The sequence below is a fragment of the Idiomarina aquatica genome (assembly GCF_003987185.1).
GTDB lineage: Bacteria > Pseudomonadota > Gammaproteobacteria > Enterobacterales > Alteromonadaceae > Idiomarina > Idiomarina aquatica.
Window position 1 is genome coordinate 1,133,836 of the sequence record NZ_PIPS01000001.1, and the last position, 23,690, is coordinate 1,157,525.

Sequence of the window (23,690 nt, forward strand, 5' to 3'; positions counted from 1 at the left end):
GAATGGATACCATAGAAGTACGCGGAGCAAGAACACACAATCTTAAGAACTTTAATCTCTCGATACCGCGCAATAAGCTGGTGGTTATCACCGGTTTATCGGGGTCGGGCAAGTCTTCGTTGGCTTTTGATACCCTCTATGCGGAAGGCCAGCGACGCTACGTCGAATCGCTGTCGGCTTACGCGCGGCAGTTTTTGTCATTGATGGAGAAACCCGATGTGGACTCTATCGAGGGCTTGTCGCCGGCGATATCGATTGAACAAAAGTCGACCTCGCACAACCCCCGTTCGACGGTTGGTACCATCACCGAAATATACGACTATTTGCGGTTATTGTACGCCCGTGTCGGCGAACCTCGCTGTCCAACCCATGACGTGCCGTTAGCGGCGCAGACCGTTTCGCAAATGGTGGACAACGTACTGGCAGCGCCAGAGGGATCGAAGCTGATGATGCTGGCTCCCATTATTCAGAACCGCAAGGGTGAGCACCTAAAAGTATTAGAGAATCTTGCCCTGCAAGGTTTCATTCGTGCCCGTATTGATGGCGAAATATGTGACTTGAGCGATCCACCAACACTGGAGTTGCAGAAAAAACACACCATCGAAGTCGTGGTCGACCGGTTTAAAGTTCGTGAGGGGCTAGAACAGCGTCTTGCCGAGTCGTTCGAGACTGCGCTCGAGCTGAGCGGCGGCACGGCCCTGGTTGCACCGATGGAAGGCAATGACGATGAAATGGTGTTCTCGGCCAACTTCGCTTGCCCGCATTGCGGCTTCAGCATGCAAGAGCTAGAGCCTCGACTGTTCTCCTTTAATAACCCGGCCGGTGCCTGCGGTACCTGTGACGGCCTTGGCGTTGAACAATTTTTTGATCCAGCCAAAGTGGTCACTAACGCGGAGCTGTCATTAACCGGCGGCGCCATTCGGGGCTGGGATAAACGTAATTTCTACTACTATCAAATGCTGCAGTCTCTGGCTAAGCATTACGAATTTAAGTTGTCGACGCCGTTCAACGAGCTGGATGAAGACGTACGGCACAAAATTTTGTTCGGTAGCGGTCAGCAGCAGATTAAGTTTACTTATGTGAACGATCGCGGCGATAAAGTCGTGCGTGAACACCCGTTTGAAGGGATCATCCCGAACATGCAACGCCGCTACCGCGAAACCGAGTCACAGGCGGTGCGGGAAGAGCTTTCCAAGTACATTGCGGTACAACCCTGTAAAAGCTGTAATGGCTCGCGGTTACGCACCGAGGCTCGTCATGTGTTTATTAGTGACACCACGCTGCCGCAGGTCGCAGAGCGCTCGATTGGCGACGCCCTGAGCTTTTTCCAGACACTCGAACTAGAAGGCCAGCGCGCACAAATCGCGGAAAAAATTCTGAAAGAAATTAATGACCGACTGCGTTTTTTGGTGAACGTTGGTTTGAATTACCTGAGTCTGTCACGCAGTGCCGAAACGCTGTCGGGTGGTGAAGCACAGCGCATCCGCCTCGCCAGCCAAATTGGCGCGGGTCTGGTCGGCGTGATGTACGTGCTTGACGAACCCAGCATTGGCCTGCATCAGCGCGACAACGAACGCTTGCTCAACACGCTCACGCACTTACGGGATTTAGGTAACACGGTGATCGTGGTTGAGCACGACGAAGACGCCATTCGTCAGGCCGACCACATCATTGATATTGGTCCGGGTGCCGGGGTTCACGGCGGGGAAATCATCGCTCAGGGCAAGGTCGATGACATAATTGGTAGCAGCGATTCACTCACCGGTGACTACCTCTCCGGCAAAAAAGTGATCGATGTGCCGGCACAACGGCACGTACCGGATGATCGCCGACTGGTGATCAAAGGCGCACGCGGTAACAACTTGAAGGGTGTCGACTTTGAATTGCCGTTGGGCGTGCTGACCTGTGTGACCGGGGTTTCCGGCTCGGGTAAGTCAACGCTGGTTAACGATACGCTGTTCCACCTTGCGCATCTTGAGTTAAACGGTGCAACAACAGGTGAACCGGCTGCATACGACGAGGTGGACGGCCTGCAGTATCTGGACAAAGTCGTCGACATCGATCAAAGCCCGATTGGTCGCACACCGCGGTCGAACCCGGCCACCTATACCGGTATTTTTACCCCTATCCGTGAATTGTTCGCGGGGGTACCTGAGTCCCGAGCTCGTGGCTATAAACCCGGACGCTTTAGCTTTAACGTCCGCGGGGGCCGCTGTGAGGCCTGCCAGGGTGACGGTGTTATAAAAGTTGAAATGCACTTTCTGCCGGACGTTTATGTCCCGTGTGACATCTGTAAAGGAAAGCGCTATAACCGCGAAACGCTCGATATTCAATACAAAGGTAAGAATATCAACGAAGTGCTGGATATGACCATCGAAGAAGCCCGCGAGTTTTTCGAGCCCATCCCGGCCATTGCGCGCAAACTGCAAACGCTGATGGATGTTGGGCTATCCTATGTACGACTTGGTCAGTCTGCCACTACACTGTCGGGTGGTGAGGCACAACGGGTGAAACTGTCGCGCGAATTATCGAAGCGGGATACCGGCAAAACGCTGTATATTCTCGATGAGCCAACCACCGGCCTGCACTTCCACGACATTAAACAGTTGCTTGCCGTGATTCATCGCTTACGTGACCATGGTAATACAGTGGTTGTTATTGAACACAATCTGGACGTGATCAAAACGGCCGACTGGATCATTGATCTGGGACCAGAGGGCGGATCCGGCGGCGGCGAAATCATTGCGCAGGGTACACCCGAAGAGATTTGTGAAGTGGAGCGTTCGCACACTGCGCGTTTTTTGAAACCCATGTTAAGCAACTAGCAAGGATGCCATAAGATGTTAGAAGAACAGTTTAAAGTTCGTTTTTATGAAACCGACGCGCTGGGACACGTCAACAATACGGTGGTACCGATGTGGATCGAAACCGGCCGGTTGCCGATATTTGAGTTTTTCGGTGAAATGTCACCGGAAACTCAAAGCCTGATCGTGGCTCGGCTGGAAGTCGACTACCTTAGGCCGATCTTCTTTGGCAGTAACGTAACGGTAAAGACCTATGTCAGCCGTTTGGGCGGTTCGTCCTTTGATATCAGCACAGAGATTTGGCAAAAAGACGAACTCTGTGCCAAAGGCAAGACCGTGTTAGTTTATTTTGATTTCAGCGAGCAGACCTCGATTGCTTTAACCGACGGTTTACGCTCACGATTAGCAACACTCACTCATCCGGAGCATCCTCTTGACGCGTGATTTAGTTAGTGGTGGCCAACACATCCATGCACCTGACGACCTTAACCGGTTGTTGCAGGAGATATACGATGAGGCCATGACCATCACCTCTGGCAAAGTAGCGGATTATATCCCTGCTTTGGCCGAGGTAAACCCTGACTATTGTGCGCTAACCCTCGCGACGTTGGATGGCGAAGTCTTTAATGTTGGCGATACTCAGCAGCCTTTTTCGATCCAGTCGGTGTCAAAAATCTTTGGTTTAATGCTAGCCATGGAACGACTCGGCGATGAACTGTGGCAGCGGGTAAAAATGGAACCTTCCGGCCAGGCCTTTAATTCCATCGTTCAGTTAGAGTGGGAGAAAGGCATCCCGCGTAATCCAATGATTAACGCAGGCGCCATTCTTGTCAGTGACGTTCTGGTGAGTCGTTATTCGGCCAGTAAAAATGCGGTTTTAAGCCTGGTACGCACGCTCTGCGGCAATGAATCGGTGCATGCAGACCATGAAGTACACCTATCGGAAAAAGCCCATGGGCACCGCAACGCAGCATTAGCTCACTTGATGAAGAGCTTCGGCAATATCGAATCCGATGTTGATGAATTGCTGGATCATTATTTCTGGCAGTGTGCCTTAACGATGACTTGTGAAAACCTGGCTCGCTCCTTTACGTTCTTGGCTAATGACGGCGTATGCCCCTTTTCTAAGAACAGCATTATGTCAAAGCGCGATTCCCAGCGCATTAACGCGCTGCTCTCAACCAGCGGCATGTATGACCAAAGCGGTGAGTTTGCGTTTACCGTAGGAGTCCCGGCGAAAAGTGGTGTCGGTGGCGGTATTGTTGCCGTGGTACCTGATTTTGGTGTCATTGCCGCCTGGAGCCCGCGACTGAACGAATACGGAAATAGTGCCCGCGGTATGTTTATGGTTCGTGAACTGGCCAACCGCCTGGGCCTGAGTGTGTATTAACGGCGGTACAGTTGAAACCGCTGCAGGTTAAAGCGCGCAAACAGGTGATTAAACTTCTCATCACGTGACAACAACCGAACCAGTCGCTGTACTTCTTCAACGGATATGCCTTTGCCCGTCGCTACAACCACCCCGAGTTCGTACTCACTCTCGACACGATCTGAAATCAGTAATTGCTCGAGATAGTTAACCGAAGAATTTTTCAGAGCACTCAACAGTTCGTCATTAAGTACGGCAGCATCAATACGGCCGCCAAGCAGCATTCGTAAGTTGGTGATGCGGGAGTCGGACAGATAAATGGAATAACGTTTGGCAACCTCTTCGGAGTTCATCACGGTACCGCCAAAGAGATAATGATAGCCGCGCACACCGCCAAGCTTGAGCCCTTCGAGATTTTCAAAGAACGACTGATCCCTGCCAGCAACCTTCTTGGCCACTAAACGCTCAGAACCCCTTAGTAACGGAAATGTTGTGGCAACGTCCACTTGAGCGTTCTGCCAGCCCCAAAGTAATGACTCGAAAAAAATAACATCGCAACAGCCCTCGGCGGAAAGCGCCTGGTAACGGCCATTGGGAGGAATCGCCTGAATGATGAACTCGTACTCATTTTGATTATCGTTAAGCAGATTAACCAGTTCCGTGGTGACATCGGTTTCGAGCGTACCAGAAAAAAACGGCGGAAAATCATAGGCCGCCACATACACCGGTTCGCGAGACAAGGCGTTTCCGGTAAACAGTGAACAAACGATTAATAACGACAGGATATATCGATTCACGGCGTAACGTTGATTAACAAGGACGCAACCATAATACCTAACACAACGCGAAGCGCAAGCGCCTTGGCACTCACTTCGTTCGCGCTTGGCCCTCGCTCCGCTCGGTTGCCGGGCACCGGCTTCGCCGGTTTGCTTGGCGCGGCCAACGGCCGCTTGCTTGACGCCTCGTGCTTCGCACTCGCTTGCTGTTAAAAAAAGCAAGTGCGCGCAGCGCACGCGCGGACAAGCCGCGTCAGCGGTGCCTGGCAAGCCGAAGGCGCCTGGCAAGTGAGCAACGCGAACGCCAGACATAAAAAAACCCGGCCGAAGCCGGGTTTTTTAGCAAGCGGTAGCTTGCGCCTCTGGCGCAAGATACTGCTTAGTCGATGATCTTAGATACAACACCTGCACCTACAGTACGACCACCTTCACGGATGGCGAAACGCAGACCTTCGTCCATCGCGATTGGAGCAATCAGCTCTACCACGAATTTCAGGTTGTCGCCTGGCATTACCATTTCTACGCCTTCTGGCAACTCTACCGCACCGGTTACGTCCGTTGTACGGAAGTAGAACTGTGGACGATAGCCTTTGAAGAATGGCGTGTGACGGCCACCTTCGTCTTTGCTCAGTACGTAGACTTCTGCTTCGAACTTAGTGTGCGGAGTGATAGTACCTGGCTTCGCCAATACCTGACCACGCTCTACTTCGTCACGCTTCGTACCACGCAGCAACGCACCGATGTTCTCACCTGCACGACCTTCGTCAAGCAGCTTACGGAACATCTCAACACCCGTTACGGTTGTCTTGGTGGTTTCTTTCATACCTACGATTTCACACTCGTCGCCAGTGCGGATGATCCCGCGCTCGACACGACCGGTGACTACCGTACCACGACCTGAGATCGAGAATACGTCTTCGATTGGCATGATGAATGGCTTATCGATGTCACGCTCTGGCTCTGGGATGTAGCTGTCCAGGGCGTCTGCTAGTTCGATGATCTTCTTCGACCACTCTTCGTCACCTTCCAGTGCTTTCAGGGCTGAACCCTGGATTACCGGCAGGTCGTCGCCCGGGAATTCGTATTCTGATAACAGTTCACGAACTTCCATTTCTACCAGCTCTAACAGCTCTTCATCGTCAACCATGTCACATTTGTTCATGAATACTACGATGTAAGGTACGCCTACCTGACGTGACAGCAGGATGTGCTCACGAGTCTGTGGCATTGGGCCGTCTGTTGCTGCTACTACCAGGATTGCGCCGTCCATCTGCGCCGCACCGGTGATCATGTTTTTAACATAGTCAGCGTGTCCTGGGCAGTCTACGTGAGCGTAGTGACGTGCTGGCGTGTCATACTCAACGTGTGATGTTGAGATGGTGATACCACGCTCTTTCTCTTCTGGCGCGTTATCGATGGCTGCGAAGTCTTTCGCCGCACCACCGTATACTTTTGCCAAAACAGTTGTAATAGCAGCAGTCAGGGTAGTTTTACCGTGGTCAACGTGACCAATGGTGCCGACGTTTACGTGCGGCTTCGAACGTTCAAATTTTTCTTTAGACATGATAGTTCCTCAAACTTAAGTTAAAAGTCCGGTCTCGTAAAAAACCGGACCAGACCTTACTTATTTAGCGTTACGCTCAGCCATCACTTTTTCAGCGATGTTGTTTGGTGCTTCACCGTACTTCAAGAATTCCATTGAGTAAGATGCGCGACCTTGAGTTTGTGAACGCAAGTCAGTTGCGTAACCAAACATCTCAGAAAGAGGCACAACCGCGTTAACAGCTTTCAAGCCGCCTGGCGCTTCTTCCATGCCTTCGATCAGACCGCGGCGACGGTTTAAGTCACCAACAACATCACCCATAGATTCTTCAGGAGTGATAACTTCAACTTTCATCAGTGGTTCAAGCAATACTGGGTCAGCTTGTAATGCACCTTTTTTGAAGGCCATGCTACCAGCGATCTTAAACGCCATTTCTGATGAGTCGACGTCGTGGTAAGAGCCATCATACAGAGTCGCTTTAACACCCAATACTGGGTAGCCAGCCAATACACCCTGTTCCATCTGCTCTTGAACACCTTTATCAACAGCTGGGATGTACTCTTTTGGTACCACACCACCAACGATTTCGTTAACGAATTCGTAAGTGACATCATCACCGTTTTCGTCTTCTTCGATCTTCATCGGTTCAAGTTTCAGCCAAACGTGACCGAACTGACCACGACCACCTGATTGACGAACGAACTTGCCTTCAACTTCAACCGCTTTACGAATTGCTTCACGGTATGCAACCTGAGGCTGACCAACGTTACATTCAACTTTGAACTCACGCTTCATACGGTCAACGATGATGTCCAAGTGTAACTCGCCCATACCAGAGATGATGGTTTGGCCTGATTCTTCGTCAGTCTTAACACGGAATGACGGATCTTCAGCAGCCAATTTACCCAGGGCAATACCCATTTTCTCTTGGTCGGCTTTGGTTTTCGGTTCTACCGCAACAGAGATAACCGGCTCTGGGAATTCCATACGCTCCAGGATAATTGGATTGTTTGGATCACAAAGCGTGTCACCCGTTGTTACGTCTTTAAGACCGATCAGTGCAGCGATGTCACCAGCGCGCACTTCTTTGATTTCTTCACGGCTGTTTGAGTGCATTTGCACCATACGGCCAACACGTTCTTTCTTGCTCTTAACCGCGTTGATAACGCCGTCACCCTGATTAAGCACACCAGAGTAAACACGAACGAACGTCAAGGTACCTACGAATGGGTCAGTCGCAATTTTGAACGCCAACGCCGAGAACGGCTCTTCGTCGCTCGACTTACGAATGCCTTCGCTTTCGTCAGGCAAAATACCGCGGATCGCTTTAACTTCTGTAGGCGACGGCAAGTATTCGATAACAGCGTCAAGTACTGCTTGAACACCCTTGTTTTTGAACGCAGAACCAGCAGCTACCAAGCAGATTTCGTTCGCCAAAGTACGCGCACGCAGACCTTGCTTGATTTCAGCTTCAGTTAACTCGCCGTCTTCAAGGTATTTGTTCATCAGTTCTTCGTTGGCTTCGGCAGCAGCTTCAACCAACTCTGCGTGATATTCTTCACACAGATCAACCATATCTTCTGGGATGTCTTCATAAGTGAATGACGTACCCATGTCTTCTTCGTTCCAGTTGATGAACTTCATCTTGATCAAGTCAACAACGCCGCGGAAGTTATCTTCAGCGCCTACTGGAAGCTGCATTGGTACCGCTTGGGCTGCCAAACGCGTTTTCATTTGGTTTACAACAGACAAGAAGTCCGCACCAGCGCGGTCCATCTTGTTAACGAAAACCATACGTGGAACTTCATATTTGTTCGCCTGGCGCCAAACAGTTTCTGTTTGAGGCTGAACACCTGAAGATGCACACAGAACGACGACAGCGCCGTCAAGAACACGCAGAGAACGTTCTACTTCGATGGTGAAGTCAACGTGCCCAGGAGTATCAATGATGTTGATACGGTGCTCAGGGAACTGCTTGTCCATACCTTGCCAGAAACAGGTTGTTGCTGCCGAGGTAATGGTGATACCACGTTCTTGTTCTTGCTCCATCCAGTCCATGGTAGCTGCACCATCGTGCACCTCACCAATCTTGTGAGACAGACCTGTGTAGAACAACACACGCTCAGTAGTGGTTGTCTTACCGGCGTCTACGTGAGCACAGATACCGATATTACGATAGCGCTCAATGGAAGTTTTACGAGCCACAATAAACTCCTTACTCGGTTAACTGTGAATTTACCAGCGATAGTGAGCAAACGCTTTGTTTGCTTCAGCCATGCGGTGAACGTCTTCACGTTTCTTCACAGCTGACCCTTTGTTTTCTGATGCATCTAGCATTTCAGCTGCCAGACGCTGCGACATTGATTTTTCACCACGGGTGCGCGCTGCATCAACTAACCAGCGCATAGCCAGTGCGTTACGACGTACCGGACGAACTTCAACTGGAACTTGGTAGGTTGAACCACCAACACGACGAGATTTAACCTCGACGGTAGGACGCACGTTTTCTAGTGCGGCATCGAAAATTTCCAGATGATCTTTACCTGACTTCTCAGCCAGAATGTCCAGTGCACCGTAGATAATCTTTTCAGCGACTGCTTTTTTGCCGTCAACCATGACGACATTGATAAACTTAGCCAACAACTCGGATCCGAACTTAGGATCTGGAAGGATTTTACGTTGACCTATGACGCGTCTTCTTGGCATCTCAATATTCTCCGATTAATTCAGGGTATTACCCAAAACGTACAAAGTTTGGCCTTACTAACGGAGAACCGTTAAGACTTAGGCCGCTTCGCGCCGTACTTAGAACGGCCTTGTTTACGATCGTTAACACCTGAACAGTCAAGTGCACCACGAACGGTGTGGTAGCGAACACCTGGCAAGTCTTTTACACGACCGCCACGGATCAGTACGACTGAGTGTTCTTGTAAGTTGTGGCCTTCACCACCGATGTATGAAGAAACTTCATAACCGTTGGTCAGACGTACACGACAAACTTTGCGCATTGCAGAGTTTGGTTTCTTTGGGGTTGTGGTGTAAACACGGGTACAAACTCCGCGTTTTTGAGGGCACGCTTCAAGAGCCGGAACGTTGCTTTTCACAACCGGCTTCTGACGGCCTTTACGCACCAGCTGATTAACTGTTGCCATTCATTACTCCTAGTTTAGTTGATGTCGCTTTTTAGCGCGCACGAGGGTGCGTGAAAAATCGCTAAATCCTGACCATTAACGATCAGATCCCGAAAATCGGGAGCGGGAATTTTAATGGTCATATTTTCACCTGTCAAGGCTATATAAAAGAAGCCGGTACTGATATCAGTACCGGCTTCTGTACGCTGTCTAAACAGAACGTGCTTTATTCAGCACTATCATCGCTCTGGCCACCCGCATTTAGGGCGTCAGCCAGTTGCTGTTCTGCTTCTTCAGCCGTCATCTTAGGCGCTTCTTCTACCACCTGCATTTCGTCAAGGCGACGCTGCATGCGTTCCTTGTGATACGAATAGCCGGTACCGGCAGGAATCAGTCGACCTACGATAACGTTTTCTTTCAGTCCGCGCAGACTGTCTTTCTTGCCGCCAACGGCCGCTTCGGTCAGGACACGAGTGGTCTCCTGGAACGAGGCCGCAGAAATAAACGACTCAGTTGACAGTGATGCTTTGGTAATACCCAACAGCTGACGCTCGAAGGTCGCAGGCTGTTTGCCTTCTGCTTCGGCTTTTGCGTTTGCTGCCAGTACCTCAGACATTTCAACCATTTCGCCTTCCAGCAAGTTGGTGTCGTTAGCGCGCAGGATAAGTGCTTTACGCAGCATCTGACGAACGATAGTTTCGATGTGCTTATCGTTAATCTTAACACCTTGTAAGCGGTAAACTTCCTGCACTTCGTTAACGATGTAGTTTGCTACCGCGCTAACACCACGCAAGCGAAGGATATCGTGCGGCGCTTCCGGGCCGTCCGCGATAACTTCACCTTTCTCAACGTGTTCACCTTCAAACACGTTCAGCTGACGCCACTTCGGAATCATCTCTTCGTACTGATCACCGCCATCGGTTGGTGTGATCAATAGACGACGTTTACCTTTAGTTTCTTTACCGAATGACACCGTACCGGTGATTTCAGCAAGAATCGCAGGCTCTTTCGGACGGCGCGCTTCGAACAAGTCAGCAACCCGTGGCAGACCACCGGTGATGTCGCGAGTTTTCGAACCTTCTTGCGGAATACGTGCAAGGGTATCACCCACTTTCACTTCGGCGTTGTCTTCCAGGTTGATGATCGCGTTACCCGGCAGGAAGTACTGCGCTGGGATATCGGTACCAACGATGTTTACGTCGTTACCTTTCTCATCCACCAGTTTCACCATCGGACGCATGTCTTTACCGGCGCTGGTACGTTGACCTGTTTCCAGTACAACAACGCTTGAAAGACCGGTCAGTTCGTCGGTCTGACGAGTCATGGTGACACCATCAATCAAGTCAACAAACTTGATGCGACCTTCTACTTCGGTAATGATTGGGTGCGTGTGCGGGTCCCAGTTTGCAACGGTTTCACCGCCTTCAACTGCGTCGCCTTCACCTTTCTTCAGTACCGCACCGTAAGGCACTTTATAGCGCTCACGTTCACGACCATACTCATCAATCAGCGTCAACTCGGTCGAGCGTGAGGTAATCACGTGCGCTTTATCGCTGTTAACAACCCATTTCGCGTTGTGTAGCTTGATGGTACCCGGGTTTTTAACCTGGACACTGTTTTCTGCTGTCGCCCGTGATGCCGCACCACCAATGTGGAAGGTACGCATGGTAAGCTGTGTACCCGGTTCACCGATGGACTGAGCCGCGATAACACCAACTGCCTCACCTTGGTTAACCATGTGGCCACGAGCCAAGTCACGGCCGTAACAGTGAGCACAAACACCAAAGTCCGTGTCACAGGTGATGACCGAGCGAACTTTAACTTCATCGATGGAGTTCTCTTCGAGGATGTCGCAGTTCTTCTCGTCCAACAAGGTGTTGCGTGGCAGCAGCACTTCATCCGAACCAGGCTTGAGGACGTCTTCACAGACCACACGACCCAGTACACGTTCGCGCAATGGTTCAACAACGTCACCACCTTCGATCAATGGTTTCATGATAAGGCCTTCGAACGTGCCACAATCTTCTTCCATGATCACAACGTCTTGTGAAACGTCAACCAGACGACGGGTCAGATAACCTGAGTTCGCGGTCTTCAATGCAGTATCGGCCAAACCTTTACGCGCACCGTGGGTTGAGATGAAGTACTGAAGTACGTTCAAACCTTCACGGAAGTTAGCAACGATTGGCGTTTCGATGATTGAGCCATCCGGCTTCGCCATCAGACCACGCATACCGGCCAACTGACGAATCTGTGCGGGGCTACCACGAGCGCCCGAGTCCGCCATCATAAAGATAGAGTTAAATGATGCCTGCTCTTCTTCTTTACCGTCTTTGTTGATAACAATTTCTTTCGACAGGTTGTCCATCATCGCTTTCGAGACTTTCTCGTTAGCGGTTGACCAAATGTCGATAACTTTGTTGTATTTCTCGCCCGCGGTTACCAGACCTGATTCAAACTGCTCCTGAATCTCTGCCACTTCTTCTTCCGCAGCTTCAACGATTTCTTTTTTGGCATCCGGGATCACCATATCGTTGATACCAACCGATGCACCGGAGACCATTGCGTAATGGAAACCTGTGTACATAACCTGGTCAGCAAAAATAACGGTGTCTTTCAGACCTAAATCACGGTATGCCTGGTTTAGCATACGAGCGATTGGCTTTTTACCCATTGGCTGATCGATCAGCTCAAACGGTAAGCCTTTCGGCATGATCAGTGACAACAATGCACGACCGACGGTCGTATCACGCAATTGCGTTTTGGTTTCTTTGGTGCCGTCTTCGTGAATGGTGGTATCCGTGATACGTACCTTCACGCGAGAGTGCAGTTCAACCAAGCCGTTACGGTAGGCTTTTTCAGCTTCCGACGGGCTCTTAAACGCCATGCCTTCGCCTTTGGCATTGATCTTTTCTTTGGTCATGTAGTACAGACCTAAGACAACGTCCTGTGAAGGAACGATGATCGGATCACCACTGGCTGGCGACAGTACGTTGTTGGTCGACATCATCAACGCACGCGCTTCTAGCTGCGCTTCTAGCGTCAACGGTAAGTGAACGGCCATTTGGTCACCGTCGAAGTCGGCGTTATAGGCCGCACACACCAATGGGTGCAACTGAATTGCCTTACCTTCGATCAGTACCGGTTCGAATGCCTGAATACCCAAACGGTGAAGTGTTGGGGCACGGTTCAACAGCACCGGATGCTCTTTGATGACTTCATCAAGAACGTCCCAAACCTCTGCGGTTTCACGCTCAACCATCTTCTTCGCGGCTTTGATGGTTGTTGCCAAGCCACGGCGCTCAAGTTTGCCGTAAATAAATGGCTTGAACAGTTCCAATGCCATCTTCTTAGGCAGACCACACTGATGCAGGCGCAACTTAGGACCAACGGTAATAACCGAACGACCTGAGTAGTCAACACGTTTACCCAACAGGTTCTGACGGAAACGACCCTGCTTACCTTTGATCATATCGGCAAGTGATTTCAGTGGGCGCTTGTTCGAGCCAGTGATAGCACGGCCACGACGACCATTATCTAACAACGCATCAACGGCTTCCTGCAACATACGTTTTTCGTTACGTACGATGATGTCAGGTGCTGCTAAGTCAAGCAGACGCTTCAGACGGTTGTTACGGTTGATCACGCGACGGTACAGATCGTTCAGATCCGAAGTCGCGAAACGACCGCCGTCCAACGGTACTAATGGGCGCAAATCCGGTGGTAACACCGGTAATACTTTCAGAATCATCCACTCAGGCTTGTTACCTGACATTTGGAACGACTCAAGTAATTTCAGACGCTTGCTGATTTTCTTGCGCTTGGTTTCGGAATTGGTTTCCGGCAACTCTTCACGCAGCTGTTGGATCTCAGCATCGATGTCGATGGCGCGTAACAGATCAAGTACGGCTTCCGCACCCATCTTCGCGTCGAACTCATCGCCGTGCTCTTCCAACGCATCAAGGTATTCTTCTTCGGTCAGAATCTGGCCTTGTTCCAGTGACGTCAAGCCACCTTCGGTTACCACATAAGATTCGAAGTACAGCACGCGTTCGATGTCACGCAGCGTCATGTCCAGCATCAAACCGATACGAGACGGCAGTGACTTAAGGAACCAAATATGTGCAACCGGGCTGGCCAGTTCGATGTGACCCATACGCTCACGACGTACCTTGGTCAGTGTAACTTCAACGCCACACTTCTCACAGATAACGCCACGGTGCTTCAAACGCTTGTATTTACCACACAAACATTCGTAGTCTTTTACCGGACCAAAAATACGCGCACAGAACAAGCCGTCACGTTCTGGCTTGAAAGTACGGTAATTGATTGTTTCCGGCTTTTTCACCTCACCGTATGACCAACTGCGGATCATATCAGGTGATGACAGTTGGATTCGAATACCATCGAACTCTTCTGTCTGGTTAGCCGGTTTTAAAAACTTAAGCAAGTCTTTCACGATTTATCTCCTGTCGGAGTTCAAACCTCAGGGGAGTGCGAGCACTCCCCGAATTCATTCCGCAACAGCGTATTAGCCCTGTTCCAGCTCGATATTGATGCCCAGTGAGCGAATCTCTTTCAACAATACGTTGAAGGATTCAGGCATACCTGCTTCCATCTGCAGGTTATTATCAACGATGTTCTTGTACATCTTAGTACGACCGTTCACATCGTCCGATTTAACCGTCAGCATTTCCTGCAGGGTATACGCAGCACCATAAGCTTCCAGTGCCCAGACTTCCATCTCACCGAAACGCTGACCACCGAACTGTGCTTTACCACCCAGCGGCTGCTGAGTAACCAAGCTGTAAGAACCGGTAGAACGCGCGTGCATCTTGTCGTCAACCAAGTGGTTCAGCTTCAGCATGTACATGTAACCAACCGTTACATCACGCTCAAAACGCTCACCGGTACGGCCGTCGAACAAGGTGATTTGGCCTGATTCAGGGATATCTGCTAACTTCAACAGTTCCTTAATTTCAGCTTCTACAGCACCATCAAATGCTGGTGTTGCTGTCGGCAGACCGGCACGCAGGTTATTCGCCAAACGTAACACTTCGTCATCACTGAATTCCGCAATGTCGACCTTCTGACGGCAATCACCCAATGAGTAGACCTGCTGCAGGAAGTCACGAAGATCCTGCATCGCACGCTGTTGTTTCAGCATCTTATCAATCTTGATACCGATACCACGTGCCGCCATACCCAAGTGAGTTTCAAGGATCTGACCGATGTTCATCCGCGACGGTACACCCAATGGGTTAAGTACGATGTCGACCGGATTACCCTCGTCATCGTGTGGCATATCTTCGACCGGAATAATGGTCGAGATAACACCCTTGTTACCGTGACGTCCGGCAAGTTTGTCACCAGGCTGGATGCGACGTTTAACCGCAAGGTAAACCTTAACGATCTTCAGTACACCCGGCGCCAGGTCATCACCTTGAGTGATCTTGCGACGTTTGGTTTCGAACTTCTGATCGAAGTCTTCACGGATCTGCTGGTACTGCTCGGCGATCTGCTCTAACTGCTCTTGCGCGCTCTCGTCGCTCAGACCTTGCGTCAGCCAGTTGCTGCGATCCATGCTGGCCAGCTTAGCTTCATCAAAACCATTGGCCAGTAGCAGGTTACGGGCGCGGTTATAGATACCTTCTTCAAGGATCTTGAACTCTTCCGTTAAGTCCTTCTTAACCTTAGCCAGTTGCATCTCTTCGATGGCGATAGCGCGTTTGTCTTTTTCAACGCCGTCACGAGTAAATACCTGTACATCAATGACGGTACCATTAACGCCGTTTGGTACACGCAGCGAGCTGTCTTTTACGTCAGACGCTTTTTCACCGAAGATGGCACGCAATAGCTTCTCTTCCGGGGTCAGCTGAGTTTCACCTTTCGGTGTTACTTTACCAACCAGAATATCGCCGCCTTTAACTTCGGCACCGACATAAACCACACCGGCTTCGTCAAGCTTGCTCAGTGCTGATTCACCAACGTTTGGAATATCAGAGGTGATCTCTTCGGCACCCAGTTTGGTGTCACGAGCCACACAGTTCAATTCCTGAATGTGGATGGTGGTCATGCGGTCTTCCTGAGCGACACGCTCAGAAATAAGGATCGAATCCTCAAAGTTGTAACCATTCCAAGGCATGAAGGCTACGCGCATGTTCTGACCTAGGGCTAATTCACCCAGATCCGTCGACGGACCATCGGCCAGTACATCACCACGAGTTACCGGCTCACCAGGGTTAACCGTAGGCTTCTGGTTAATACAGGTGTTCTGGTTAGAACGGGTGTACTTGGTCAGGTTGTAAATATCGATACCCGCTTCTCCAGGTACCATTTCTTCTTCGTTAACCTTAACAACGATGCGTGCCGCGTCAACGTAGTCAACCACACCACCACGTTTAGCCACCACACAAACACCCGAGTCAACGGCGATGGTGCGCTCGATGCCAGTACCGACTAACGGCTTGTCCGCACGCAGCGTCGGAACCGCCTGACGTTGCATGTTTGAACCCATCAATGCACGGTTAGCGTCATCGTGTTCAAGGAACGGGATCATGCTCGCTGCGATCGATACGATCTGCTGCGGTGCAACGTCCATATACTCAACCTGTTCTTTACTGACCAGGGTGAATTCGTTCTTGTGACGGCAAGGAACCAAGTCTTCAACCAGCTTACCTTCGTCGTCAAGCGCTACGTTCGCCTGTGCGATAACGTAATTACCTTCTTCGATAGCGGACAAGTAAACCACATCATCGGTTACCTGACTGTTTTCGATGCGACGGTAAGGGGTTTCTAAGAACCCATATTCATTGGTGCGCGCAAAGGTCGATAGCGAGTTAATCAGACCGATGTTTGGACCTTCCGGAGTTTCGATAGGACACAGGCGACCATAGTGAGTCGGGTGTACGTCACGAACTTCGAAGCCGGCACGTTCACGCGTCAAACCACCCGGACCAAGCGCCGAGATACGACGTTTGTGGGTAACTTCTGACAACGGGTTGTTTTGGTCCATAAATTGCGACAGCTGGCTTGAGCCAAAGAATTCTTTGACCGCAGCGCTGATTGGTTTGGCGTTGATCAGGTCCTGAGGCATGGTGTTATCCAAGTCACCCAGTGACAAACGCTCTTTCACAGCACGTTCTACACGTACCAAACCAACGCGGAATTGGTTTTCCGCCATTTCGCCAACCGAACGGATACGACGGTTACCCAAGTGATCGATATCATCCACTTCATCAAGACCGTTACGGATCTCGATCAGCTTCTTCATCACTTCGATAATGTCTTCATTGGTCAGGGTGTTTGGACCGGTCAGGTCTTCACGACCCAAACGACGGTTAAACTTCATCCGACCTACGGTTGACAGATCGTAACGATCTTCGCTGAAGAACAGGTTGTCGAACAAGGCTTCAGCCGCGTCACGCGTGGGCGGCTCGCCCGGGCGCATCATGCGGTAGATTTCAACCAGCGCTTCCATACGGTTCGTTGTGCTATCAACACGCAACGTTTCGCTCATGTATGGACCGTGGTCGAGGTCGTTGACGAACAGGGTTTCAATTTTCTTGATGCCCGCTTCGCTTAATTTAGCGATCAGCTCTAAGGTCAGCTCGTCATTGGCATTGGCAACGATTTCGCCGGTTTTCTTGTCCGCGTAATCTTTAGCCAATACTTTACCGACCATGTACTCAACCGGTACTTCCAGTTCGGAAAGTTCAAGCTTTTCAAGTTGGCGAATATGACGTGCAGTAACACGACGGCCTTTTTCAACAATAACCTCACCATCAGGAGATTTGATGTCGAATTTGGCGGTTTCACCACGTAAACGCTCAGGCACCAATTGCATTTTTACTTTGGTCTTGAGAATTTCGAAATACGTGGTTTCGAAGAACATCTCGAGGATTTCTTCGGTTGTGTATTCTAGTGCACGTAAAATGATCGAGGCCGGCAACTTACGACGACGGTCAATACGCACAAATACGTTGTCTTTAGGATCAAATTCGAAATCAAGCCAGGAGCCACGGTAAGGAATAACGCGCGCGTTATACAACACTTTACCTGAGGAGTGTGACTTCCCTTTATCATGATCAAAGAACACACCCGGCGAACGATGCAGTTGTGACACGATGACGCGTTCGGTACCGTTGATGACGAACGTACCGTTCTCTGTCATCAGTGGGATTTCGCCCATGTACACTTCTTGTTCTTTGATGTCTTTAACTGTTCCAGCGGCTGCTTCTTTATCAAACAGAACCAGACGCAGTTTCACACGCAGTGGCGCAGAATACGTGATTCCGCGGATCTGACATTCTTCAACGTCGAACGCAGGCTCACCCATGTGGTAACTGACGTACTGCAGTTCCGCATTACCTGAGTAGCTGGCAATCGGAAAAACCGAACGAAAAGCTGCTTCCAGACCATTGTTAGCTTCTGGATCAACTTCAATAAATTTCTTAAATGAATCAAGCTGCATTGACAGCAAGTAAGGGACTTCCAGCACTTGTGGCCGTTTTCCAAAGTCCTTACGAATACGTTTTTTCTCTGAGTAGGAGTACGCCATGGGGTTCCTCAGCTAGCTGATTGATGACCCTAACCAACGAGTGGTTCGATGGTTAAATACAGAGTGTTAGTCTGTTGTTCCCGTTGTTCTGTACCGCTAACTTGTATCCCAACGACGGGCAAAAATGATACAAGCGTTAAAGCGCGAAAAGGCTGGTGGTCAATTAACCACCAGCCTAAGGCCGCTAGGCCAGATGTAGAGCTAAAGTTAAATTACTTAACTTCAACTTCCGCACCAGCTTCTTCAAGCTGCTTTTTCAGCTCTTCAGCTTCGTCTTTGCTTACGCCTTCTTTGACTGCTACTGGAGCAGACTCAACCATAGCTTTAGCTTCTTTCAAGCCAAGGCCAGTTGCGCCGCGTACTGCTTTGATCGCTGCAACTTTGTTGCTGCCTGCGCCTTTCAGTACTACGTCAAATTCAGTTTTCTCTTCAGCTGCTGCTTCGCCGCCAGCCGCTGGGCCAGCTGCTACTGCTACTGCTGCAGATGCGTCAACGCCGAATTTTTCTTCAGCTGCTTCGATCAGTTCAACCAGTTCCATAACTGGCATTTCAGCGATCGCGTTTAAGATATCGTCTTTAGTCAGAGCCATTACTCTAAACTCCTGGGTTGATAATTACAAAAAATGGTTTAAAAACCAACGTATTATTTAGCGTCTTTAATTGCCGCCAACGTACGCACAAACTTAGCAGGTACTTCGTTAACTGTTCTAACGAATTTGCTAACAGGTGCTTTGAAGGTGGCGAGCAATTTAGCCAATGCTTCATCACGAGTCGGAAGTGAAGCAACTGCGTCCAGTTTTTCTGGACCCATGATGCCATTACCGATCGACAGAGCCGTCACTTGCAGTTTCTTATTTTCTTTAGCGAAATCTTTGAACAAGCGAGCTGAAGCGCCCGGTGCGTCCAAAGAGAAGCCGTAAATAAGAGGTCCTTTAAGTGCATCCGCCATGTCGTCAAACTGAGTACCTTCGAAGGCACGCTTTGCAAGAGTATTACGTACAACTTTCACGAATACGCCTTGCTCACGAGCTTTCTTACGCAGCTCAGTCATGTCGGCAACTTCGATGCCTCGATATTCAGCAACGGTGACAGCTAGCGCGTTTGAAGCTACTTCGTTAACTTCCTTAACGATGGCCTTCTTTCCGGCTAAACCTATTGCCACTGATATCACCTCGTTTAAATTCGGGACCTAAGTCCCTCGTTACAAGTTAAGTGAGGTTACCCCCACCGCGTTGTCCCGGTGAATCTCTTACCCAGAGAGCCTGAGTCGGATATCACCATCTGCGTAGGAAATTAAGTGCCGCTATTCGATACTACTGAAATACTCGCGGTACACCTACGGTCTTGGATGAGAGCCTTGTGTCATTGTCTTTTGGACAACGGCACGGCAGCTCCAACCCACAAACCTTTACAGCAATTAACCGGCGCTTACCGTGCCTTGGTCAATGCTCACACCAGCACCCATCGTGGTAGACAGGCTGATGCGTTTAAAGTAAACACCTTTAGCAGAAGAAGGCTTCGCTTTCTTCAATGCAGCCAACAAGGCGTCTAAGTTTTCTTTCAATTTGTCGTTATCGAAGTCAACACGGCCGATGGTCGCGTGAACGATACCGTTTTTGTCGTTGCGATAGCGTACCTGACCGGCTTTAGCGTTTTTAACCGCTGTTGCCACGTCTGGTGTTACGGTACCGGTTTTCGGGTTAGGCATCAGGCCGCGTGGACCTAAGATTTGACCTAACTGGCCGACAACGCGCATCGCGTCTGGTGATGCAACAACAACGTCGAAGTTCATCTCGCCTTTCTTAACTTGCTCAGCAAGATCTTCCATACCTACGATGTCTGCACCAGCTTCTTGTGCTTTTGCTACGTTGTCACCTGAAGTGAACACAGCAACACGAACATCACGGCCAGTACCGTTAGGTAGTACAGTAGCACCACGAACGTTTTGGTCTGATTTACGTGCATCGATACCTAGGTTAACAGCAACGTCAACACTTTCAGTGAACTTGGCAGTAGCCAGCTCTTTCAACAGTGTGATTGCTTCGTTAACGTCGTAGTCACGGGCTTCAACTTTTTCGCGGATCAAACGAGCGCGTTTTGATAATTTAGCCATTGATTAGCCCTCCACATTTAGGCCCATCGCACGGGCAGAGCCGGCGATAGTACGAACTGCTGCGTCAAGGTCAGCGGCAGTCAGATCAGGTTCTTTCACTTTCGCAATTTCTTCTAATTGCGCACGAGTAACGGTACCCACTTTTTCAGTGTTAGGACGACCAGAACCGCTCTTGATACCGGCTGCTTTCTTCAGCAAGAAGGCTGCAGGAGGTGTCTTAGTGATGAACGTGAATGAACGATCTTCGAAAACTGTAATTTCTACAGGAACCGGTGCACCTTTTTCCAGGCTGTCGGTCTGTGCGTTAAACGCTTTACAGAATTCCATGATGTTAACACCATGCTGACCCAATGCAGGACCAACTGGTGGTGAAGGGTTAGCTGAACCAGCAGCTACCTGTAACTTGATGATGGCTGATACTTTTTTCGCCATGATTATCACCTCTGTTGTGGGTGTAACGCCTCGTAACTTGTCAGAGTCAAATTACTCAATCGGCTCCCCGTTAAAAAAGGACGCGAATTATAGGCGAATTCGCATCCACGATCAATGCCTTGTCGGCTATTTTTTACTCACGCTTTTTCGATCTGGCTGAACTCTAGCTCTACAGGCGTTGCACGGCCGAAGATAGAGACCGATACCGTAACGCGACTTTTTTCGTAGTCGACTTCCTCAACGGTACCATTAAAGTCAGCAAACGGACCGTCGTTAACACGCACGACTTCGCCCGGTTCGAACAAGGTTTTCGGTTTCGGTTTGTCTTGTGAGTCTTGTAAGCGATCCAAAATCGCGTCAGCTTCACGCTTTGAAATCGGTGTAGGACGCTCACTGCTACCGCCGATGAATCCTAATACCCGTGGTACGCTTTTCACTAAGTGCCACGTTTCATCATCCATGACCATCTCAACCAGCACATACCCCGGGAAGAACTTACGTTCGCTCTTACGGCGCACGCCGGCCTTCATTTCGACCACTTCTTCTTTTGGCACGAGTACTTCGCCAAATTTGTCTTCCAGGCCGTGCATTTTAATGTGTTCTTTCAGCGACTCAGCAACACGCGCCTCAAAACCGGAAAAAGCTTGTACAACGTACCAACGCTTCGTATCGCTCATATTAAATCTCCAATCCGGTTAAGAAACCAACCACGCGCACCAGAATGCCGTCTAAGCCCCAAAGGATAAGCGCAACGATAACCGTCGCCACAACGACAATCAACGTTGTCTGAGTGGCTTCCTGACGCGAAGGCCAAACCACTTTACGCACTTCTGTGCGGCTTTCTTTGGCAAACGACAGAAATTGCTGCCCTTTCGTTGTCATTGCTGCGGTAAAGCCCGCTAAGCCAACCAGAATCACTACACCAATCGCACGATAAAGCACGGAGATTTCTTCCGTGTAATAATGGTTGCCGCCAATAGCAACGACTAACAAGGCGATGGTAATGATCCATTTAACGCTATTTAAGGAACTGCTTTGCGTCTCGTTATTTGCGCTCATTCTAAAATCCTAATTGCGACTAGCCGTTTCGCTCAACGAACTTTCATAAAATCTGGCAGGGGCGGAGGGATTCGAACCCCCAACCGTCGGTTTTGGAGACCGCTGTTCTGCCATTGGAACTACGCCCCTATACTGTCCTGCGCCGAAATAAGGGCTCAGGATTGGACGCGGTATTATACCTAAGACTGCGCGAAGCGCAACACTCACTTCGTTCGCGCCTGGCCCTCGCTGCGCTCGGTTGCTAGGCACCGGCTGCGCCGGTTTGCTTGGCGCGGCCAACCGCCGCTTGCTTGGCGCCTCGTGCTTCGCACTCGCTTGCTGTTAAAAAAAGCAAGTGCGCGCAGCGCACGCGCGGACAAGCCGCGTCAGCGGTGCCTGGCAAGTGAGCAACGCGAACGCCAGACATAAAAAAAACCCGGCCGAAGCCGGGTTTTTTTAGCAAGCGGTAGCTTGCGCCTCTGGCGCAAGATACTGCTTAGTCGATGATCTTAGATACAACACCTGCACCTACAGTACGACCACCTTCACGGATGGCGAAACGCAGACCTTCGTCCATCGCGATTGGAGCAATCAGCTCTACCACGAATTTCAGGTTGTCGCCTGGCATTACCATTTCTACGCCTTCTGGCAACTCTACCGCACCGGTTACGTCCGTTGTACGGAAGTAGAACTGTGGACGATAGCCTTTGAAGAATGGCGTGTGACGGCCACCTTCGTCTTTGCTCAGTACGTAGACTTCTGCTTCGAACTTAGTGTGCGGAGTGATAGTACCTGGCTTCGCCAATACCTGACCACGCTCTACTTCGTCACGCTTCGTACCACGCAGCAACGCACCGATGTTCTCACCTGCACGACCTTCGTCAAGCAGCTTACGGAACATCTCAACACCCGTTACGGTTGTCTTGGTGGTTTCTTTCATACCTACGATTTCACACTCGTCGCCAGTGCGGATGATCCCGCGCTCGACACGACCGGTGACTACCGTACCACGACCTGAGATCGAGAATACGTCTTCGATTGGCATGATGAATGGCTTATCGATGTCACGCTCTGGCTCTGGGATGTAGCTGTCCAGGGCGTCTGCTAGTTCGATGATCTTCTTCGACCACTCTTCGTCACCTTCCAGTGCTTTCAGGGCTGAACCCTGGATTACCGGCAGGTCGTCGCCCGGGAATTCGTATTCTGATAACAGTTCACGAACTTCCATTTCTACCAGCTCTAACAGCTCTTCATCGTCAACCATGTCACATTTGTTCATGAATACTACGATGTAAGGTACGCCTACCTGACGTGACAACAGGATGTGCTCACGAGTCTGTGGCATTGGGCCGTCTGTTGCTGCTACTACCAGGATTGCGCCGTCCATCTGCGCCGCACCGGTGATCATGTTTTTAACATAGTCAGCGTGTCCTGGGCAGTCTACGTGAGCGTAGTGGCGTGCTGGAGTGTCATACTCAACGTGTGATGTTGAGATGGTGATACCACGCTCTTTCTCTTCTGGCGCGTTATCGATGGCTGCGAAGTCTTTCGCCGCACCACCGTATACTTTTGCCAAAACAGTTGTAATAGCAGCGGTCAGGGTAGTTTTACCGTGGTCAACGTGACCAATGGTGCCGACGTTTACGTGCGGCTTCGAACGTTCAAATTTTTCTTTAGACATTGCAGCCTCTCTAACAAAATTCTTTCGGTGTTTACCTTACGACCGGTGGTTTGTCAGATGGGCCAAATAAGAAATGGTGCTGATAGGCGGATTTGAACCGCCGACCTCACCCTTACCAAGGGTGCGCTCTACCAACTGAGCTATATCAGCACGGATTGTAGCTTGGAGCGGGTGGCGGGAATCGAACCCGCGTCATCAGCTTGGAAGGCTGAGGTAATAGCCACTATACGACACCCGCTGAAC

The 23,690-nt window shown here is 50.3% G+C and carries 18 protein-coding genes and 3 tRNA genes; 3 read left to right on the forward strand and 18 right to left on the reverse strand.

Going from position 1 to position 23,690, the window contains the following annotated elements:
- Positions 1-2: 2 nt before the first annotated feature.
- Genes uvrA through glsA form a run of 3 tightly spaced genes read left to right on the forward strand, consistent with a single transcriptional unit; the run spans position 3 to position 4,194 of the window.
- A complete protein-coding gene (gene uvrA / locus CWE23_RS05195; protein ID WP_126819688.1) occupies positions 3-2,825 on the forward strand; it encodes an excinuclease ABC subunit UvrA in 2,823 nt (940 codons plus the stop codon).
- A gap of 15 nt (positions 2,826-2,840) precedes the next feature.
- Positions 2,841-3,248, forward strand: a complete 408-nt coding sequence (locus tag CWE23_RS05200; protein ID WP_105305526.1) for an acyl-CoA thioesterase — start codon at positions 2,841-2,843, stop codon at positions 3,246-3,248.
- Positions 3,238-4,194, forward strand: coding sequence for a glutaminase A (gene glsA, locus CWE23_RS05205; RefSeq protein WP_105305525.1), 957 nt, complete (start codon positions 3,238-3,240; stop codon positions 4,192-4,194). The genes CWE23_RS05200 and glsA overlap by 11 nt, the downstream gene beginning before the upstream one ends.
- Here glsA and CWE23_RS05210 read toward each other — a convergent pair.
- From CWE23_RS05210 to CWE23_RS05290, 18 genes are all read right to left on the reverse strand, one after another.
- On the reverse strand, positions 4,191-4,970 hold the full coding sequence (locus tag CWE23_RS05210) for a type 2 periplasmic-binding domain-containing protein (protein WP_241970532.1): 780 nt from the start codon (positions 4,968-4,970) through the stop codon (positions 4,191-4,193). The genes glsA and CWE23_RS05210 overlap by 4 nt on opposite strands.
- A gap of 358 nt (positions 4,971-5,328) precedes the next feature.
- Positions 5,329-6,513: an elongation factor Tu gene (gene tuf, locus CWE23_RS05215; RefSeq protein ID WP_075610518.1), complete on the reverse strand. Its 1,185-nt coding sequence runs from the start codon at positions 6,511-6,513 to the stop codon at positions 5,329-5,331.
- A 60-nt stretch (positions 6,514-6,573) separates the two neighbouring features.
- Entirely contained in the window at positions 6,574-8,697 is a 2,124-nt protein-coding gene (fusA, locus tag CWE23_RS05220; RefSeq protein WP_105305524.1) for an elongation factor G, read from the reverse strand.
- 30 nt (positions 8,698-8,727) lie between these two features.
- Positions 8,728-9,198, reverse strand: a complete 471-nt coding sequence (gene rpsG / locus CWE23_RS05225; RefSeq protein WP_105305523.1) for a 30S ribosomal protein S7 — start codon at positions 9,196-9,198, stop codon at positions 8,728-8,730.
- A gap of 71 nt (positions 9,199-9,269) precedes the next feature.
- Positions 9,270-9,644, reverse strand: coding sequence for a 30S ribosomal protein S12 (gene rpsL / locus CWE23_RS05230; RefSeq protein ID WP_006956845.1), 375 nt, complete (start codon positions 9,642-9,644; stop codon positions 9,270-9,272).
- Between the two features lie 205 nt (positions 9,645-9,849).
- Positions 9,850-14,082 carry a DNA-directed RNA polymerase subunit beta' gene (gene rpoC / locus CWE23_RS05235; RefSeq protein ID WP_105305522.1) on the reverse strand — a complete coding sequence of 1,411 codons (4,233 nt, stop codon included), beginning with the start codon at positions 14,080-14,082 and terminating at the stop codon, positions 9,850-9,852.
- Positions 14,083-14,154: 72 nt separating this feature from the next.
- A complete protein-coding gene (rpoB, locus tag CWE23_RS05240) occupies positions 14,155-18,183 on the reverse strand; it encodes a DNA-directed RNA polymerase subunit beta (protein ID WP_105305521.1) in 4,029 nt (1,342 codons plus the stop codon).
- Between the two features lie 212 nt (positions 18,184-18,395).
- The gene (rplL, locus tag CWE23_RS05245; protein ID WP_105305520.1) at positions 18,396-18,773 is read right to left on the reverse strand and encodes a 50S ribosomal protein L7/L12; all 378 of its coding nucleotides are present in this window, start codon (positions 18,771-18,773) and stop codon (positions 18,396-18,398) included.
- Between the two features lie 53 nt (positions 18,774-18,826).
- Positions 18,827-19,345, reverse strand: a complete 519-nt coding sequence (gene rplJ / locus CWE23_RS05250) for a 50S ribosomal protein L10 (protein ID WP_105305519.1) — start codon at positions 19,343-19,345, stop codon at positions 18,827-18,829.
- Positions 19,346-19,600: 255 nt separating this feature from the next.
- A complete protein-coding gene (gene rplA, locus CWE23_RS05255; protein WP_105305518.1) occupies positions 19,601-20,296 on the reverse strand; it encodes a 50S ribosomal protein L1 in 696 nt (231 codons plus the stop codon).
- Positions 20,297-20,299: 3 nt separating this feature from the next.
- Entirely contained in the window at positions 20,300-20,728 is a 429-nt protein-coding gene (rplK, locus tag CWE23_RS05260; protein WP_105305517.1) for a 50S ribosomal protein L11, read from the reverse strand.
- A 137-nt stretch (positions 20,729-20,865) separates the two neighbouring features.
- On the reverse strand, positions 20,866-21,405 hold the full coding sequence (nusG, locus tag CWE23_RS05265) for a transcription termination/antitermination protein NusG (RefSeq protein WP_105305516.1): 540 nt from the start codon (positions 21,403-21,405) through the stop codon (positions 20,866-20,868).
- A gap of 1 nt (position 21,406) precedes the next feature.
- Positions 21,407-21,787: a preprotein translocase subunit SecE gene (gene secE, locus CWE23_RS05270; protein WP_105305515.1), complete on the reverse strand. Its 381-nt coding sequence runs from the start codon at positions 21,785-21,787 to the stop codon at positions 21,407-21,409.
- Positions 21,788-21,840: 53 nt separating this feature from the next.
- Positions 21,841-21,916, reverse strand: a tRNA-Trp gene (locus CWE23_RS05275).
- A 112-nt stretch (positions 21,917-22,028) separates the two neighbouring features.
- Positions 22,029-22,193 carry a hypothetical protein gene (locus CWE23_RS13820; RefSeq protein WP_157982910.1) on the reverse strand — a complete coding sequence of 55 codons (165 nt, stop codon included), beginning with the start codon at positions 22,191-22,193 and terminating at the stop codon, positions 22,029-22,031.
- A gap of 69 nt (positions 22,194-22,262) precedes the next feature.
- A complete protein-coding gene (gene tuf, locus CWE23_RS05280) occupies positions 22,263-23,447 on the reverse strand; it encodes an elongation factor Tu (protein ID WP_075610518.1) in 1,185 nt (394 codons plus the stop codon).
- A 74-nt stretch (positions 23,448-23,521) separates the two neighbouring features.
- Positions 23,522-23,597, reverse strand: a tRNA-Thr gene (locus CWE23_RS05285).
- Between the two features lie 13 nt (positions 23,598-23,610).
- Positions 23,611-23,685: transfer RNA gene (locus tag CWE23_RS05290), tRNA-Gly, on the reverse strand.
- Between the last annotated feature and the right edge of the window lie 5 nt (positions 23,686-23,690).

What these genes read in the sequence shown, in the direction of transcription:
- uvrA (WP_126819688.1), top strand. Translation starts at nt 3, where the DNA reads ATGGATACCATAGAAGTACGCGGAGCAAGAACACACAATCTTAAGAAC.
- CWE23_RS05200 (WP_105305526.1), top strand. Translation starts at nt 2,841, where the DNA reads ATGTTAGAAGAACAGTTTAAAGTTCGTTTTTATGAAACCGACGCGCTG.
- tuf (WP_075610518.1), bottom strand. Translation starts at nt 6,513, where the DNA reads ATGTCTAAAGAAAAATTTGAACGTTCGAAGCCGCACGTAAACGTCGGC.
- rpsG (WP_105305523.1), bottom strand. Translation starts at nt 9,198, where the DNA reads ATGCCAAGAAGACGCGTCATAGGTCAACGTAAAATCCTTCCAGATCCT.
- rpsL (WP_006956845.1), bottom strand. Translation starts at nt 9,644, where the DNA reads ATGGCAACAGTTAATCAGCTGGTGCGTAAAGGCCGTCAGAAGCCGGTT.
- rpoB (WP_105305521.1), bottom strand. Translation starts at nt 18,183, where the DNA reads ATGGCGTACTCCTACTCAGAGAAAAAACGTATTCGTAAGGACTTTGGA.
- rplL (WP_105305520.1), bottom strand. Translation starts at nt 18,773, where the DNA reads ATGGCTCTGACTAAAGACGATATCTTAAACGCGATCGCTGAAATGCCA.
- rplA (WP_105305518.1), bottom strand. Translation starts at nt 20,296, where the DNA reads ATGGCTAAATTATCAAAACGCGCTCGTTTGATCCGCGAAAAAGTTGAA.
- rplK (WP_105305517.1), bottom strand. Translation starts at nt 20,728, where the DNA reads ATGGCGAAAAAAGTATCAGCCATCATCAAGTTACAGGTAGCTGCTGGT.
- nusG (WP_105305516.1), bottom strand. Translation starts at nt 21,405, where the DNA reads ATGAGCGATACGAAGCGTTGGTACGTTGTACAAGCTTTTTCCGGTTTT.
- secE (WP_105305515.1), bottom strand. Translation starts at nt 21,787, where the DNA reads ATGAGCGCAAATAACGAGACGCAAAGCAGTTCCTTAAATAGCGTTAAA.
- CWE23_RS13820 (WP_157982910.1), bottom strand. Translation starts at nt 22,193, where the DNA reads ATGTCTGGCGTTCGCGTTGCTCACTTGCCAGGCACCGCTGACGCGGCT.
- tuf (WP_075610518.1), bottom strand. Translation starts at nt 23,447, where the DNA reads ATGTCTAAAGAAAAATTTGAACGTTCGAAGCCGCACGTAAACGTCGGC.